Below are 14,916 nucleotides of genomic sequence, written 5' to 3' on the forward strand. Positions count from 1 at the left end.
TCATTTTGCATTAAGTACTAATTTTGGACTTATATAAGTTTGTTCTTCATTTAGGAAGCCTATCCCAAGAAGTGTTTTTCTTTTATCTATAACCTTTATGGGTTTTTTATAATCAAAAGTATTGCTTTTACTTAAGTAATTAATATCAATTTGAATAGCTCTTCCCGTTTGCCAAAAATTTAGTTCCTCTTCTTTATTTATGACTAATGTTGAAATATGATTAAGAGCAGAAATTGTTGGAATAATAATATTTCCCGCGTTTTTTTTACCGATTTCTTTTGCCATATGAGATATTTTTATAGAGTTTTGTTCATGAAAACCACAAGCTGAAATTCTTTTTAATTGAAGAAGGCAACCCTCGGAATTGAGAATTTTACCCAAATCTCTTGCAATTGACCTTATATACGTACCTGCGGAACATTTGATTTGTGTTTCTATAATTCCGTTTGATTGGTCCCATTTTATTAAAACAAGTTCGTCTATTTTTACTTCTTTTGGAGCCAATTCAAAATTTTCATTATTAAAAGATTTTTTATAAGCTCTCTCTCCATTCACATGCACACTAGATACTTTTGGCGGAATTTGTTTAATTATTCCTCTAAATTGATTTAAATATTGATCTAATTTCTCATCACTGATTTTGGGCCAACCTTTTTGATTTATTATTTCTCCATGAATATCATCAGTGTTAGTTCTTATCCCTAATTTAATCTGCCCTATATAAGTTTTCCCCTGAGGAAGATATTGAATAAATCTGGTTGCACTGCCTATCGCAATTGGTAATGTTCCTGTGACCTCTGGATCAAGAGTTCCAGTGTGCCCAACTTTTTTTGTATTTAGTAATTTCCTTATTTGTTTTACACAATCATGGGAGGTACAGCCTTTATCTTTATTAATTACTAAAAATCCATCTTTAGTTTCCATTTTTAATATTAAGAATACTTTGAGAAAGATTTATTTCCATCTTATGATTTTTATATTGGAAATTAAAAGTAATAAATTGAAAAAAGATAGTTTTATATTAAAAGAGTTTTTAGAAAATGCTTTTAATTTGAAATCACATTTAATGGAATTCTTTTCAATGAAAGAATCTGATTTAGATGGATTCCTCACAAACGCAAAGATGAATTTGGCAAATTTACATCCAGGAGTTGCTTTAAGTGATGTTTCAGATTTTTATACGGAGATTGTGGGAGATCGACATGTTGCAGATTTAGCTGCTTGGCATATTACAAGTAAGGATTATATCTCTGATACTTTAAAGCTTCAGCAGAGATTTTCTAGAAATTTGGTTTTAGATTTTGGAGGGGGAATTGGAACACATGCCTTAGCTAATGCTATGTCTTCAAAAGTTGAACATGTTTTTTTTGTAGATATAAATGAAACAAATAGAAGCTTTGTTGAATACAGGGCTAAGAAATTAGGAGTCAATAAAAAACTTACTTTTTGTCGAACAATCAAAGATACACAAATATCAAAATTTGATACGATAGTCTGTCTTGACGTTTTAGAGCATCTTGCCGATCCATCTTCTCAAATTGAGATTTTCAATCAGATTATGGATTGTGATTCTATTGCTATATTTAATTGGTATTTCTATAAAGGAGAGAAAAATGAATATCCATTTCATATTGACGATAATCAAATAGTTGAAAGGTTTTTCAATACACTGCAATCAAAGTTTTTAGAAGTTTTTCATCCCATACTTATAACTACAAGAGCTTATAAGAAAATTAGATAACTATATTAACTCTTTTTCTATTCCTTAAATTCCTTTTAATGCTTTCGAAACTTACGGTTCCTTCTTTAAGTGCAAAAAGCGTGTCATCTTTGCCTTTGCCAACATTTATTCCTGGCAAAAAGGATGTACCTCTTTGGCGGATTAAAATTGATCCAGCAGTTACTTTTTCTCCACCATAAGCTTTTACGCCTAATCTTTTAGAATTTGAATCTCGACCGTTTCTGGTGGAACCTGTTCCTTTTTTATGTGCCATTAGAAATTTTTAACTAGTAGATTTTTCAGTTTTGGGTTTAGTTCCCTTTTTAACAGAACTCTTTTTAGAGGGAGACTTAGGAGCACTTTTACCTAATGTTATAGATTTTACCATAACTCTTGTGAGTTCTTGTCTGTGACCCATCTTTCTTCTTGTCTTTTTTTTAGGACGCATCTTGTAGACAAGAATTTTTTTATCTCTTTTGTGAGAAACGACTTCTAATTCAATTTTTGCATCTTTAATATAAGGTTTACCAATAGTGATGGTATCTTTATCTTTTAAAAGTAAAACTTTTTCTAGTGTTATTTTATCTTTTTCTTTTGCATTTAACCTGTCAATATCATAGTATCTATTAACTTCAAACCAAAATTGTTGACCTGAGGTTTCTGCTATTGCATACAATTCATTATTTTTAGAAGAATTGTTTAGAGAGTTTTTAGAATTTGTCATATTTTAGAGACACTATTAGGCTCAAATTTATAATTTGATTTAGCCAAATAAGCAGTCATGATTGTTTGTTTATTTTCTTATTTTGTAGTGTAATAAGTCAAGGGCTTTTTTTATCTTTTATATCTATTTCAGGAATAATAACAATGGCAGCAAGAAAAACATATATTTTAAAACTCTATGTTGCTGGGAATACTCCCAATTCAATGAGGGCTTTAAATACTTTAAGAGAAATTTTAGAAAATGAATTTAAAGGAGTTTATGCCTTGAAGGTTATCGATGTACTTAAGCAACCTCAACTTGCAGAGGAAGATAAGATTTTGGCTACACCAACCTTAGCTAAAATTTTACCTCCACCAGTAAGAAGAATCATTGGTGATCTTTCAGATAGAGATAAAGTTTTAATAGGTTTAGATCTACTTTTTGATGAATTAACTGAAACTCAATATAGTGGAGATAAATAACTTATAGAAAACTTTTATCATTAAATATAAATTTAATGTTTATGTTTTATTAAATTTTATTTGAACAAAACTATGAAAGATAAGAAACTTGGTAAATCAAATAAAATGCAAGTACAAAAACTACCTACTGGCATAGAGGGTTTTGATGATGTTTGTAGAGGTGGGTTGCCTGTATCTCGAAGTACTCTTGTTAGTGGGACATCCGGGACTGGTAAAACTGTTTTTTCACTCCAATACTTACACCATGGAATTTGTAATTTTGATGAGCCAGGGATTTTAGTTACTTTTGAAGAATCACCTTTAGATATAATAAGAAACGCTGCTAGCTTCGGATGGGATTTACAAGAATTAATTGATCAAAATAAGTTATTTATATTGGATGCTTCCCCTGATCCTGATGGTCAAGATGTTGCGGGCAACTTTGATTTGTCTGGTCTTATTGAAAGAATAAGTTACGCTATAAGAAAATACAAAGCTAAAAGAGTCGCGATAGATTCAATAACTGCTGTTTTTCAACAATATGACGCTATTTACGTTGTTAGAAGGGAAATATTTAGACTCATAGCAAGATTAAAAGAAATAGGAGTAACAACAGTTATGACTACAGAAAGGGTCGATGATTACGGACCTATCGCGAGATATGGAGTAGAAGAATTTGTTTCTGATAATGTTGTCTTGTTAAGAAATGTTCTAGAGTCAGAGAAGAGACGAAGAACTCTAGAAGTTTTGAAGTTAAGAGGTACTGTACACATGAAAGGGGAATACCCATTCACTATGGGTGCAGATGGTATAAGTGTATTTGCTCTTGGTGCAATGAGACTTACGCAAAGATCTTCAAATATTAGAATTAGTTCTGGAGTTAAAGATCTCGACGATATGTGTGGAGGGGGTTATTTTCAAGATTCCATTATCCTCGCTACAGGAGCTACCGGTACAGGTAAGACAATGCTTGTATCAAAATTTGTAGAAGATGCTTATAACAATAGTGAAAGAGCAATACTTTTTGCATACGAAGAATCTAGAGCTCAATTGCTTAGGAATGCTACTAGTTGGGGAATAGACTTTGAAAAGATGGAAAGTGATGGGTTATTAAAAATTATTTGTGCATATCCTGAGTCAACTGGCTTGGAAGATCACTTGCAAATCATAAAAACGCAAATTAATCAATTTAAACCAAAGAGAATGGCAATAGATTCTCTCTCAGCATTAGCCCGAGGTGTCAGTTTGAATGCATTTAGACAGTTTGTAATTGCAGTCACTGGTTACACAAAACAAGAAGAGATAGCGGGCTTTTTTACTAATACTGCAGAAGAATTCATGGGAAGTCATTCTATTACTGATTCTCACATCTCAACAATTACTGATACTATATTATTGCTCCAATATGTTGAAATAAAAGGAGAGATGGCTAGAGCTTTAAACGTTTTTAAAATGCGAGGATCATGGCATGATAAACGAATAAGAGAATTTATTATCACTAATAGAGGTCCTGAAATAAAAGATTCTTTTTCAAATTTTGAACAGATATTTAGTGGTGCCCCCCATAGAATTGTTCCTGACCAAAATGTTCAGAATATTTTTAAAGGGGTAGATAATAATTAGATTATTTTACTGACTTCAGAGTTTGAAAAATTATCTGTATTATTTATAGTTTGAGTCAATAATTCGTCTTTATCAGATTGTGCAAGCGCTAAATCAAACCAGAATGTAGTTCCAACTCCTAATTCACTAGCCATTCGAATTTCTCCACCATGTTTTTCAATTATTCCTCTCACTATAGATAACCCCAAACCAGTCCCTTGCTCAGTATGAACGGCATTCTCCACTCTATAAAAACGGTCAAAAATCTTTTCTTGGTCCGCTTGAGATATCCCAGAACCTGTATCTGCAATCTCAATTCTTACTTTTGGTAATGGAGAAACTAACTCACATTGAGGTGCCCCATCATTGTTATTACTTGGTGGAAAAGCAGGGCATGAATCTGGCCAAGTATAAGCTCTTATAATTAGGTTGCTGTTTTTTGGACTAAATTTCAATCCATTACCTAGCAAATTATCAAAAACTTGTAAAAGTAAGTCAAAATTTCCAAGAATGGAAGGGATCGTTTCTTCTATATCGTGGGCCAATGAAACATTTTTTTCTGTTGCATTAAGTCTGTAATTCCTAAGAGTTTGTTCTATTGCAGATTTAATATCCATTTCCTCTAGTTGAATTATTTTCCCGGACTCCAATCTTGATAAATCTAATACATCATTAACGAGTCTTGTTAACCTATCAGTCTCTGAATTTGCAATACCTAGAAATTCAAGTTGTTCTTCATTAGAAAGCTGATCTTTTAGATCATATAAAGTCTCTACGTAACTTTTAATATTAAAAAGTGGTGTCCTTAATTCATGAGAAACATTACTAATAAATCTATTTTGTGCTGCATTGAGTTCTACCTCTCTTGTTAGGTCTTGAATTGTCACGGCAATTCCTTTTAATTCAACTTTGTTTGTATCTAGTACTGATTGTAAGACAATTCTTAAAGTTCTAGCCGGTTCTCCTAAGCTAAACCTTAAATCATCTTTTTCCTTTTCTCTGTTTAAAATTGATTCTATGTTTGTATGTAAGTCATTAGATAAAATTTCGGGGATTTCATTTAAAAAATATTTTCCTTCTAGGAATCTTCCTTCCCAACGAAATAATCTTTTTGCTGTCGGATTAGTAAGTACAATTTTACCTTTGGAATCCAATAATATCGCACCATCAGCCATAGTGGCTATTAGTGACTCCTGCTTTATTTGAGCTGCCTTAAGTTCTTCAATATTTGCCTCGTCATAGTTTTCTAACTGAGTAGCCATTCGGTTAAATCCATTTAGAAGTTCTCCTAGATCTCCAGTCATAGGTAAAGAAATTCTTGATTTAAAGTTTCCTTTTGAAATTTCCCTAACACCTCTCACTAATTCTCTTACAGGCCTAGTAATTGTAAGTGCATTGAATACTGCTCCAAGTATTACTAAAACCCAAATAGAGATGAAAACTGCTATTGTAACTTCTCTTGTTAATGCAGCACTGGCGAGGGCTTTTTTATTAGGTGTAACTCCTAGAGCCAAAGTTCCAAGATATTTTCCTTTCCATAGCATTGGGACAAATACATCTGTTACTTGACCTTGAGGTGTAACATGCTGTCTGACTAGTGGGAATTGAGGCCGTTTCTTTAATTCTGATGGTAGTTTTAATCTTCTAGTGAGTTGGAATTGACTCTCTGAACTTGTTGGCGTAGCACTAATCGGTATCCCAAGTTGAACTATGTCTTCAGCATCAGTAAAAAATATATAACGTAAATTTCTACTAGATCTCCAAAACTTTTCAGCTACATTTGAAATTTCTTTTTTTTGGTTATTAGCAACTAATTCTGTCACATTCCCCGATAGCAATAATCCGAGATCTCGAGCATATCTTGTATCATTCATTCCTGCATCTCTTTGAATACTATTTAGCGCAAAAAACGTTATTCCTGTCATTAAAAGGCTTACAACTAGAGTGGCTATTGCTAATAATTTTGTTCTTAAACTAAAACCGCTCCACCAAGAAAAAAGTCTATTAACCCAATAATTATTATTAATATCTTCATTATCTTCGATGTTATATTCTCTACTTTCTGGATTCTTTATATCTAGCATAAGCTTAATTCTCCTTCGAAAGGTTTCCCCTCACCTGATGACCTATATCTCTTCTGAAGTAAATACCATCAAAGTTTATTTCTTTTAAATTTTTGTATGCTTTTTCAAAAACTAAATCGAAATTTATATCTTGACAAACAATACTTAAGACTCTTCCCCCATCAGTTAGTAATTCCCCATTCTCATTTAAAGAAGTACCTGAGTCAAAAATTTGACAATCGCTTAAGTCAATTTTTCCAATTTTTATTGGAAAGCCAGTTTTATATTCGTGAGGATAACCTTTTGAGGTCGCTATTACACAACCACTAACCTTGTCAGAAATATCAATTTTCTCCTCACCAGTTAAATTTCCCATTGAACATTTTTCTAAAAGAAGTACAAAATTTTGATCCATTAAGGGCATTATTGTTTGGCATTCTGGATCTCCAAATCTGCAGTTATATTCTATAACTTTGGGCCCATATTCTGTGATCATTAAGCCAAAATAAATTACTCCTCGATAATTAATATTTTTTTTATTTAGTTGATCTATTGTCGGTTCAATTATCTCCTTTATGATTTTATCAAGGTAAGTCTCTGTTAATAGCGGAGCAGGAGAATAAGCTCCCATCCCTCCTGTATTTGGACCTTTATCTTTCTCCTTTAATCTTTTGTGATCTTGTGCTGAAGGAAGTAATATGTACCTCTTCCCATCACATAGAGCAAAAATTGAAACTTCTGGACCCTCGATTTTTTCCTCTAGAACTACCATATTTCCAGAGTTGCCAAACTTACCATTAAAGATTGATTCTGCTGCTCTAATACATTCTTCTTTTGAATCGGGAATAAAAACACCTTTTCCTGAAGCGAGACCATCCGCCTTTACTACCAGAGGAATCGATGATGAATCGATAATTTTTCTTGCTTCCTCAAGAGAATTGACTTTCCAAAAGTTTGCAGTTGGAATATTTGCGTCATGCATAAATTCTTTTGCCCAAGATTTGCTATATTCCAATTTCGCTCCATCTTTATCAGGTCCAAATACTTTAAAGTTTTTTTTGCGAAGCAAATCTGCTAATCCGTTCGCTAAAGGTATTTCTGGGCCTATTACAATTAAATCTGTCTCTAAAAATTCAAGCTTTTCTACTAGTTCATTTCTATTGTTTATATCAATTTTTATTCTTTCACATTTGTTTATTCTTTCTGATCCTGCATTACCAGGTATTAAATAAACTTTTTTGACTAATTCATTTTTTTGGATAACCCAAGCCAAAGAGTTTTCTCTTCCTCCATTCCCAATTATTACAATATTTCCTAATCTACTGAATCTTTGAGAACTTGTTGAATTAATGCTCATAAATTTTTTTTGGAAGGTTATGAGGTCTAGATAAATAATCAGTTAAAATGAAATAAACTATTTGAAAAGTTAATCTCTAATAAATATGTTAATTATAAATTGTAGTTTTAGTAATCAAATGAGGTTTTAAATTAATGAATGATAAATATAGATTGATCTATGAAGGTAAAGCAAAAAAAGTATTTTTTCATGATGATGCAGATAAAGTAATAATTGAATTTAAAGATGATGCTACAGCTTTTAATTCTCTTAAAAAAGCTAAATTTGAAGGAAAGGGCAAACTTAATTGCTTAATAAGCGCAAGAATTTTTGAACTTCTTATAAAGAATAATATTCCAACTCATTTTCTTGAACTTAAAAATGAAAATACAATGATAGCAAGAAAAATAAAAGTAATTCCTTTAGAAATTGTTCTAAGAAATACTGCTTTTGGTTCCTTGTGTAAACAAACGACTATTAAACCTGGAACTGTCTTAGCAAAACCGTTAATTGATATCTATCTTAAAAATGATGAACTTAATGATCCTTTAATTACAAAAGATAGAATTGAATTAATGAACATATTAAGTCTTAAAGATTTAGATTTAATAATAGATTTAACTTTAAAAATTAATGTCATCCTGAAAAGTTTTTTTAAGAATATTCAGCTTGACCTTGTAGATTTCAAATTGGAGTTTGGTTATGATTCTAAAAAGAATATGCTTCTTGGTGACGAAATAAGTCCTGATAATTGTAGATTTTGGGATCTTAAGCAAAAAAATGATACAATTGTAAGCTTAGATAAAGATAGATTTAGAAATGATTTAGGTGGTTTAATTGAAGCTTATAGTGAAATCAACCGAAGAATAAATGATTTCATTTAGCTTAATTCAATAGATAATGCTCAATTAATCTTAATTCAAAAATACTATGCAAAAACATTTTTTAAAATCTAGAAAGTTTTTCACAAGTATTGCTTGCTCTCCCTTGATTTTCATATCAAATAATTCAGAACTGGCTGCTAAGTACTTGTTAAGTGATGATGACCAATTAAGCACAACGTTTGAAATGAAAGATATTAATAATGGTTTATTTCATGGGGTTGATATTAAACAAGATAGAAACTTCTTTATTGCAGAAAACAAAAAAAATACTAATCAAGAAAGTGTTCTTATCTCAGAAATAATTATTGAAGGTTGGGAAAATCATCCTGAGGGCAGAAAGCTTGAATTGGCTGCATATGATTCTATGAGTATAAAACCAGGAAGTATTGTTGATAATAAGATATTAAGTCAAGATCTTAATTCAATATATGCTAGTGGTTGGTTCTCAGGAGTCAAAATAAAGTCACAAGAAGGGCCATTAGGAGTAAGACTAATTGTAAATGTAGTACCTAATCCGATTTTGAAGAAAGTTGAACTTAAACCAATAAACTCTGTAATTACTAATGAATACTTAGACAATATTTTTAATAATTTTTATGGTACAACTTTGAACCTAAAAGAATTACAAAATAAAATAGAAATAATAAAAAAGCGTTATGAAAGTGAAGGTTATTCTTTAGCTAGAATTAGTGGACCTGAAAGAATTTCAGAAAATGGGATAGTAATATTAAAAATTTCTGAAGGTATAATATCTGATATTAAGTTGAGATTTCCAGGCGCTGATGGCGAATCTATTATCGACGGAAAACCTAGAAAAGGGAAAACAAAAGAGTGGGTTATAAAAAGAGAGTTGAAAACCCAACCCGGTACCATATTTAATAGAAAAATATTAGAAGCAGATATCAAAAGACTGTATGCAACATCATTATTTGATGATGTCAAGGTATCCCTTGGTCCTGATAATTCAAATCCTGGCCAGGTCATAATTTTTTTAGATTTGAGCGAGCAAAGAACAGGCTCATTAACTGGAGGTCTTGGTTATAGCAATAGTTCAGGAGTTTTTGCCTCAATTGGTTTGCAGGAAACAAATGCGTTTGGTAGAGCATGGTCGACAAAGGTCAACCTAAATTTTGGAGAATATTCAACAACCTATAATTTTTCTTTATCTGATCCATGGATCAAAGGAGATAAATATAAAACTTCTTTTAGAACAAATATTTTTCTAAGTAGAGATTATCCACAAGAATTTAAAAGTGAAAAGAGTGGAAAGTTATACGCTGTAGATGATAAAACACCCTCTAGCACAGACACTTTTTCATCAATAGTTTTGCAAAAAACTGGAGGTGGATTTTCTTTTTCAAGGCCTCTTAATGGTGGAGATCCATTTAAGGTTTCCAAATGGAGAGTTCTTGCAGGTATGAATTTTAAGAAAGTAGAGATGATTGATGGTAGTGGTAACAAAAAACCTTATGCTGATAAGACTCCAACTACAACAAGAGAAAATTTAACAGATATTATCTGTATTGGATTCACTCCAAATGAAGGGTCATGCCCAGCAGAAAACACATTATTAAGCTTTATCGCAACTACATCTAGAAATAATTTGAATAATTCTGTAAACCCAACTTCAGGAAATAAATTAAGCTTGGGTACTGAACAGTTTGTTTCAATAGGAGAAAACTCTCCAACTTTTAATAGATTGAGAGCCTCATATTCATATTTTATACCAACAAAATTGATCAATTTAACCAAAGGATGCAGGTCTTCTAGTGATGCTTCTAATGAAGATTGTCTGCAAGCTTTAGGGTTTCAACTTAAGACTGGAACAATTATTGGGGAATTGCCTCCATATGAAGCATATTGTATGGGTGGAACATCATCAGTAAGAGGTTGGGGTTCTTGTGAATTAGCTGTAAGTAAAAGTTTTGTTGAGGGTACAGCAGAGTATAGAGTCCCTATTTGGAGAATGATATCAGGAGCGTTATTCGTTGATGCAGGAAGTGATTTAGGTTCTCAAAAGGATGTTCCTGGAAAACCTGGGAAATTATTGCGAAAATCAGGTTCTGGTTTTTCACTAGGAGGGGGAGTTGGAGTGAAAACCCCAATTGGTCCACTCAGATTAGATGTTGCTAGTAAGGATCTAAGTGGAGATTGGAGGTATACACTTGGTGTTGGATGGAAGTTTTAAGTGTTTTCTTGGCCAACTAATTATGATTCTTGTTATACCTTGGCTGGTGTTATCTCCAGAGAAGGTGTAGGCCTTCATAGTGGAGAAAAAACGAGAGTTTCAATCTCACCTTATGATAAAGAAGGATATTATGTTTCTTTTAGGGAAAATCCTAAAGAGATTTTTAAGTTAACTCAAGATTTAATTGGAAGCACGATGCTTTGTACGGCAGTTAAATTAGGAGGGAGAAATTTATATACTATTGAACATTTATTATCTTCAATGGCAGGTTGCGGTTTAAGTTATATACATATTGAGGTTGATGGCAAAGAGATCCCGCTTTTAGACGGATCGGCAATACAGTGGGTAAGGTCTTTTGAAGAAGTAGGGATAAAAAAGGTGCTTAAACCAGATAATTTTTTTCGAGAGATCAACAAATCAATAATCTTAAATAAAGAAGGCTCAGTTATTGCCGCAACACCCTCTGAAAAGACTGAAATTATATCCACCATAAGTTTTTCCTATAAAGCAATTGGAAATCAAACTTTTGTTATAGATTTAAATCCAAAAACTTTCGTTGAAATGATTGCTCCAGCAAGAACATTTGGTTTTAAGGATCAATTTCAAGAATTAAGTGAACTTGGATTAATTAAAGGCGGAAATTTAGAAAATGCCCTTGTTTGTGACGGTGATGGATGGGTTAATCCACCATTAAGATTTGATAATGAACCAATAAGACATAAAATTTTAGACCTAATTGGGGACTTGGCTTTGGTAGGGTTACCTAAGGCACAAATTTTAGTTTATAAAGGATCACATTCTTTAAACGCTTTGTTAGCCTCATCGCTTAAAAATCAACTTTATCTTTAAATAGTTTTGGAAAAGAAATTATCCAGTGAAAATAATCAAATCTCCTCTGAGAAAATACTAGGTTTATTACCTCACAGATATCCTTTTGCTCTTGTGGATAAAGTTATAGAAAATATCCCTGGGGAGAGGGCTGTCGCAGTAAAAAATGTGACTATAAATGAGCCTCAATTTCAAGGACACTTTCCTGAAAGACCCTTAATGCCTGGAGTTCTTATTGTTGAATCAATGGCTCAAGTTGGGGGAATAATAGTTACGCAAATGCCCGATCTCCCTAAAGGACTTTTCGTTTTTGCGGGAATCAATAATGTTAAATTTAGAAAACCTGTTGTACCTGGAGATCAATTGATAATTACTTGCGAATTACTCAGTATTAAAAGACAAAGATTTGGAAAGGTTAAAGGAGAGGCACATGTTGATGGGAATTTAGTTTGTGCTGGAGAATTAATGTTCTCATTAGTTGATTAAGTATATGGAGAATAAAAATATTGAACTAATGTCAAATTTCGGGAGTGTAAAAGTCCACCCAGATGCTTTTGTTGATCCAAGTGCCGAATTACATGATGGGGTTATTATCTCTCAAGGAGCTATCGTTGGTCCTAATGTAACAATTGGGAAAGGGACTAAAATAGGACCAAATGCTGTTATTTCTGGCAGAACTAAAATTGGTAACAATAATAAAGTTTTCCCAAATGTTTTTATAGGGCTGGATCCCCAAGATCTTAAATATGAAGGGGCGCCTACTGAAGTAATTATTGGAGATAATAATACTTTTAGAGAATGTGTAACTATAAATAAGGCAACTTATGAAGGAGAAAAAACTATTATTGGTAATAATAATTTGCTAATGGCCTATACTCACATAGGCCATAATTGTGAACTTGGAAATAGGATAGTTTTATCAAATAGTGTGCAAGTTGCAGGCCATGTAAAGGTTGAAGATAAAGCTATTATTGGAGGCTGTTTAGGTGTGCATCAATTTGTACATATTGGATATTTAGCGATGATTGGAGGGATGACTAGAGTAGACAGAGATGTACCTCCTTTTTGTTTAGCTGAAGGACATCCAGGAAGATTGAGAGGTTTAAATAGAATTGGAATCAAAAGGAGTGGTTTGATGGAAAATAAGGATTTTGATTTAAAAAATTTGCAAAGTACCTGGAATCTTCTGTTTAAATCTAAGGATGCAATTTCAAATTCATTAGAAAAAGCATTAAAAGGAGAATTAGATCTTTCATCTTCAAAATTATGTAGTTTTTTAAAAGATTCAATATCAAAAGAAAGACGCGGCCCAATGCCTCTAGCAAATTAATGAATAAAAAGATATTTATCAGTACCGGAGAAGTCTCTGGAGATTTACATGGGAGTTTGTTGTCAAAAGCATTATTTGATGAAGCTAGAAAATACTCAATTAACTTAGAGATATATGGACTAGGCGGCCAGAAGATGAAGAATGAAGGAGTGCAAATTTTTCAAGATACAACATCCATAAGTTCAATAGGGATATGGGAGGCTTTACCACTAATTATTCCAATAATGAAAGTTCAGAAAAAATTTTATAAGTTCATAAAGAAATATCGGCCAAATTGCTTAATATTGATCGACTATATGGGCCCCAATATTAAAATTGGTACAAAATTAAAAAAATTGAGAAATAATATTCCTATTTATTATTACATTGCTCCTCAAGAATGGGCTTGGAGAGTTGGTAATAATAGCACTACAAATTTAATAAATTTTTCAGATAAAATTTTTGCGATTTTTAAGCAGGAAGCAATTTTTTATAAAAGAAGAGGTGGAAATGTATTTTGGATTGGACATCCAATGATTGATTTGACTAAAAACCTACCCTCGAAGAAAGATTCGAGAATAATATTAAAACTTCGAGCAAATCAGAATATCTTACTTTTAATGCCTGCATCAAGATCCCAAGAGTTAAGATATATATTACCTACCTTCTTAAAAACTGCAAAAAAACTACAATTAAGATATCCAAGTCTTGTTGTTTATATTCCCTCCTGTAGGAAAGTTTTTGATAAAAAATTTAGAAAGGGTCTAGAAAAATATGGAATCCAAGGTAAGGTTATTTCTCAACAAGATGATTCTGAATTGATGCCTTATATTTATTCATTATCAAAATTAGCTTTATGCAAATCAGGAACAGTTAATATGGAATTGGCATTACATGGAATACCTCAGATTGTTGGATATAGAGTGAGTAGGGTTACTGCTTTTATTGCAAAAAAAATTCTTAATTTTAAGGTAAAGTTTATTTCTCCTGTGAATCTTTTATTAAAGAAATTAATCATACCTGAGTTTGTACAGCAAAATTTTAATGAAAAGAAAATTTTTAATAAAGCTTGCAGACTTCTCAATACGACATCAGAAAAAGCAAAAGTCAAAAAAGGTTATGCTCTTTTAAAAAAAGAATTAGGGGAGGAAGGAGTAGTTGAGAGGGCAGCTAAAGAAATTATTAATTCTATAATTTGAACTTTATAATAAAAAAATGAAATATTTTTTACCTCTATTAATTGTTTTTTCAATATTAATAAACCCTTTAAATACTCTTGCAGAAGAATTAATTCTTGGAGGAGGTTGTTTCTGGTGTTTAGAGCATGACTTAGAGTCCCTAGAAGGTATAAATTATGTACAAAGTGGATATTCAGGAGGAAATTTACAAAATCCTACCTACGAAAATCATGATGGGCATCAGGAAGTAGTTCTTGTTAATTATGACTCTAAATTGGTAACTTTACCTGATATACTCAGGCTATACTTGAGAAATATTGATCCTCTAGACGGTAAGGGTCAATTTTGTGATCGTGGAGATTCTTACAGGCCAGTTATCTTTTTCAAAGATTCAATGGAGCAAAGTGATGCAAAAAATGCACTTATTTCGGCCTCTAATGAATTGAGAGTGCCATTGGAAAGAATATCTGTAGAACTAAAATCTAAAGATCAATTTTGGTTAGCTGAAGAATATCATCAGAATTTTGCTGAGAGAAATGAATTAAAATATAAGTTTTACAGATTCTCATGTGGGAGAGATCAGAAATTGGATAAGTTATGGAGGGATAACGCCAGATCTACCAATCTTTGGTCTGAATGATTCC

Annotated in this window: 15 protein-coding genes; 10 read left to right on the forward strand and 5 right to left on the reverse strand. The window is 32.1% G+C overall.

Annotated elements, in window-relative coordinates; genetic code table 11:
• Window positions 1-924 carry a tRNA pseudouridine(55) synthase TruB gene (gene truB, locus EU92_RS07215; protein WP_032523515.1) on the reverse strand — a complete coding sequence of 308 codons (924 nt, stop codon included), beginning with the start codon at window positions 922-924 and terminating at the stop codon, window positions 1-3.
• A 142-nt stretch (window positions 925-1,066) separates the two neighbouring features.
• Between truB and EU92_RS07210 the strand changes: the two genes are divergently transcribed.
• Window positions 1,067-1,741 carry a class I SAM-dependent methyltransferase gene (locus tag EU92_RS07210; RefSeq protein WP_080726898.1) on the forward strand — a complete coding sequence of 225 codons (675 nt, stop codon included), beginning with the start codon at window positions 1,067-1,069 and terminating at the stop codon, window positions 1,739-1,741.
• Here the strand turns inward: EU92_RS07210 and rpmA are convergent.
• The gene (gene rpmA, locus EU92_RS07205; protein ID WP_011863458.1) at window positions 1,734-1,994 is read right to left on the reverse strand and encodes a 50S ribosomal protein L27; all 261 of its coding nucleotides are present in this window, start codon (window positions 1,992-1,994) and stop codon (window positions 1,734-1,736) included. The two genes, EU92_RS07210 and rpmA, sit on opposite strands and share 8 nt — an antisense overlap.
• Window positions 1,995-2,003: 9 nt before the next feature.
• On the reverse strand, window positions 2,004-2,444 hold the full coding sequence (gene rplU / locus EU92_RS07200) for a 50S ribosomal protein L21 (protein ID WP_032513149.1): 441 nt from the start codon (window positions 2,442-2,444) through the stop codon (window positions 2,004-2,006).
• Between the two features lie 143 nt (window positions 2,445-2,587).
• Between rplU and kaiB the strand changes: the two genes are divergently transcribed.
• Window positions 2,588-2,905, forward strand: coding sequence for a circadian clock protein KaiB (kaiB, locus tag EU92_RS0108800; RefSeq protein ID WP_032513190.1), 318 nt, complete (start codon window positions 2,588-2,590; stop codon window positions 2,903-2,905).
• A 72-nt stretch (window positions 2,906-2,977) separates the two neighbouring features.
• A complete protein-coding gene (gene kaiC / locus EU92_RS07195; RefSeq protein WP_032513148.1) occupies window positions 2,978-4,507 on the forward strand; it encodes a circadian clock protein KaiC in 1,530 nt (509 codons plus the stop codon).
• On the opposite strand, the gene EU92_RS07190 is transcribed toward kaiC, so the two are convergent.
• Both EU92_RS07190 and purD read right to left on the reverse strand, forming a co-directional pair.
• Window positions 4,504-6,570: a HAMP domain-containing sensor histidine kinase gene (locus EU92_RS07190; protein ID WP_032513146.1), complete on the reverse strand. Its 2,067-nt coding sequence runs from the start codon at window positions 6,568-6,570 to the stop codon at window positions 4,504-4,506. The two genes, kaiC and EU92_RS07190, sit on opposite strands and share 4 nt — an antisense overlap.
• Window positions 6,571-6,574: 4 nt before the next feature.
• A complete protein-coding gene (gene purD / locus EU92_RS07185; protein WP_032513144.1) occupies window positions 6,575-7,906 on the reverse strand; it encodes a phosphoribosylamine--glycine ligase in 1,332 nt (443 codons plus the stop codon).
• 134 nt (window positions 7,907-8,040) lie between these two features.
• Between purD and purC the strand changes: the two genes are divergently transcribed.
• Genes purC through msrA form a run of 7 tightly spaced genes read left to right on the forward strand, consistent with a single transcriptional unit; the run spans window position 8,041 to window position 14,912 of the window.
• The gene (purC, locus tag EU92_RS07180) at window positions 8,041-8,769 is read left to right on the forward strand and encodes a phosphoribosylaminoimidazolesuccinocarboxamide synthase (RefSeq protein WP_032513142.1); all 729 of its coding nucleotides are present in this window, start codon (window positions 8,041-8,043) and stop codon (window positions 8,767-8,769) included.
• Between the two features lie 46 nt (window positions 8,770-8,815).
• Window positions 8,816-10,957: a BamA/TamA family outer membrane protein gene (locus tag EU92_RS07175; RefSeq protein WP_032513141.1), complete on the forward strand. Its 2,142-nt coding sequence runs from the start codon at window positions 8,816-8,818 to the stop codon at window positions 10,955-10,957.
• Window positions 10,958-11,806 carry a UDP-3-O-acyl-N-acetylglucosamine deacetylase gene (gene lpxC / locus EU92_RS07170; RefSeq protein WP_032513140.1) on the forward strand — a complete coding sequence of 283 codons (849 nt, stop codon included), beginning with the start codon at window positions 10,958-10,960 and terminating at the stop codon, window positions 11,804-11,806.
• Window positions 11,807-11,812: 6 nt separating this feature from the next.
• The gene (fabZ, locus tag EU92_RS07165) at window positions 11,813-12,271 is read left to right on the forward strand and encodes a 3-hydroxyacyl-ACP dehydratase FabZ (RefSeq protein WP_032513139.1); all 459 of its coding nucleotides are present in this window, start codon (window positions 11,813-11,815) and stop codon (window positions 12,269-12,271) included.
• A gap of 4 nt (window positions 12,272-12,275) precedes the next feature.
• Window positions 12,276-13,115 carry an acyl-ACP--UDP-N-acetylglucosamine O-acyltransferase gene (gene lpxA / locus EU92_RS07160; RefSeq protein WP_032513189.1) on the forward strand — a complete coding sequence of 280 codons (840 nt, stop codon included), beginning with the start codon at window positions 12,276-12,278 and terminating at the stop codon, window positions 13,113-13,115.
• Complete coding sequence (gene lpxB, locus EU92_RS07155; RefSeq protein ID WP_032513138.1) at window positions 13,115-14,293, forward strand: lipid-A-disaccharide synthase; 1,179 nt, start codon at window positions 13,115-13,117, stop codon at window positions 14,291-14,293. The genes lpxA and lpxB overlap by 1 nt, the downstream gene beginning before the upstream one ends.
• 16 nt (window positions 14,294-14,309) lie before the next feature.
• A complete protein-coding gene (msrA, locus tag EU92_RS07150) occupies window positions 14,310-14,912 on the forward strand; it encodes a peptide-methionine (S)-S-oxide reductase MsrA (RefSeq protein WP_032513137.1) in 603 nt (200 codons plus the stop codon).
• Window positions 14,913-14,916 lie beyond the last annotated feature (4 nt).

Source organism: Prochlorococcus marinus str. MIT 9107, assembly GCF_000759855.1.
GTDB lineage: Bacteria > Cyanobacteriota > Cyanobacteriia > PCC-6307 > Cyanobiaceae > Prochlorococcus_A > Prochlorococcus_A marinus_N.

Coding starts and splice junctions, on each gene's coding strand:
- truB (WP_032523515.1), bottom strand. CDS start 924: ATGGAAACTAAAGATGGATTTTTAGTAATTAATAAAGATAAAGGCTGT.
- EU92_RS07210 (WP_080726898.1), top strand. CDS start 1,067: ATGGAATTCTTTTCAATGAAAGAATCTGATTTAGATGGATTCCTCACA.
- rpmA (WP_011863458.1), bottom strand. CDS start 1,994: ATGGCACATAAAAAAGGAACAGGTTCCACCAGAAACGGTCGAGATTCA.
- rplU (WP_032513149.1), bottom strand. CDS start 2,444: ATGACAAATTCTAAAAACTCTCTAAACAATTCTTCTAAAAATAATGAA.
- kaiB (WP_032513190.1), top strand. CDS start 2,588: ATGGCAGCAAGAAAAACATATATTTTAAAACTCTATGTTGCTGGGAAT.
- kaiC (WP_032513148.1), top strand. CDS start 2,978: ATGAAAGATAAGAAACTTGGTAAATCAAATAAAATGCAAGTACAAAAA.
- EU92_RS07190 (WP_032513146.1), bottom strand. CDS start 6,570: ATGCTAGATATAAAGAATCCAGAAAGTAGAGAATATAACATCGAAGAT.
- purD (WP_032513144.1), bottom strand. CDS start 7,906: ATGAGCATTAATTCAACAAGTTCTCAAAGATTCAGTAGATTAGGAAAT.
- purC (WP_032513142.1), top strand. CDS start 8,041: ATGAATGATAAATATAGATTGATCTATGAAGGTAAAGCAAAAAAAGTA.
- EU92_RS07175 (WP_032513141.1), top strand. CDS start 8,816: ATGCAAAAACATTTTTTAAAATCTAGAAAGTTTTTCACAAGTATTGCT.
- lpxA (WP_032513189.1), top strand. CDS start 12,276: ATGGAGAATAAAAATATTGAACTAATGTCAAATTTCGGGAGTGTAAAA.
- lpxB (WP_032513138.1), top strand. CDS start 13,115: ATGAATAAAAAGATATTTATCAGTACCGGAGAAGTCTCTGGAGATTTA.
- msrA (WP_032513137.1), top strand. CDS start 14,310: ATGAAATATTTTTTACCTCTATTAATTGTTTTTTCAATATTAATAAAC.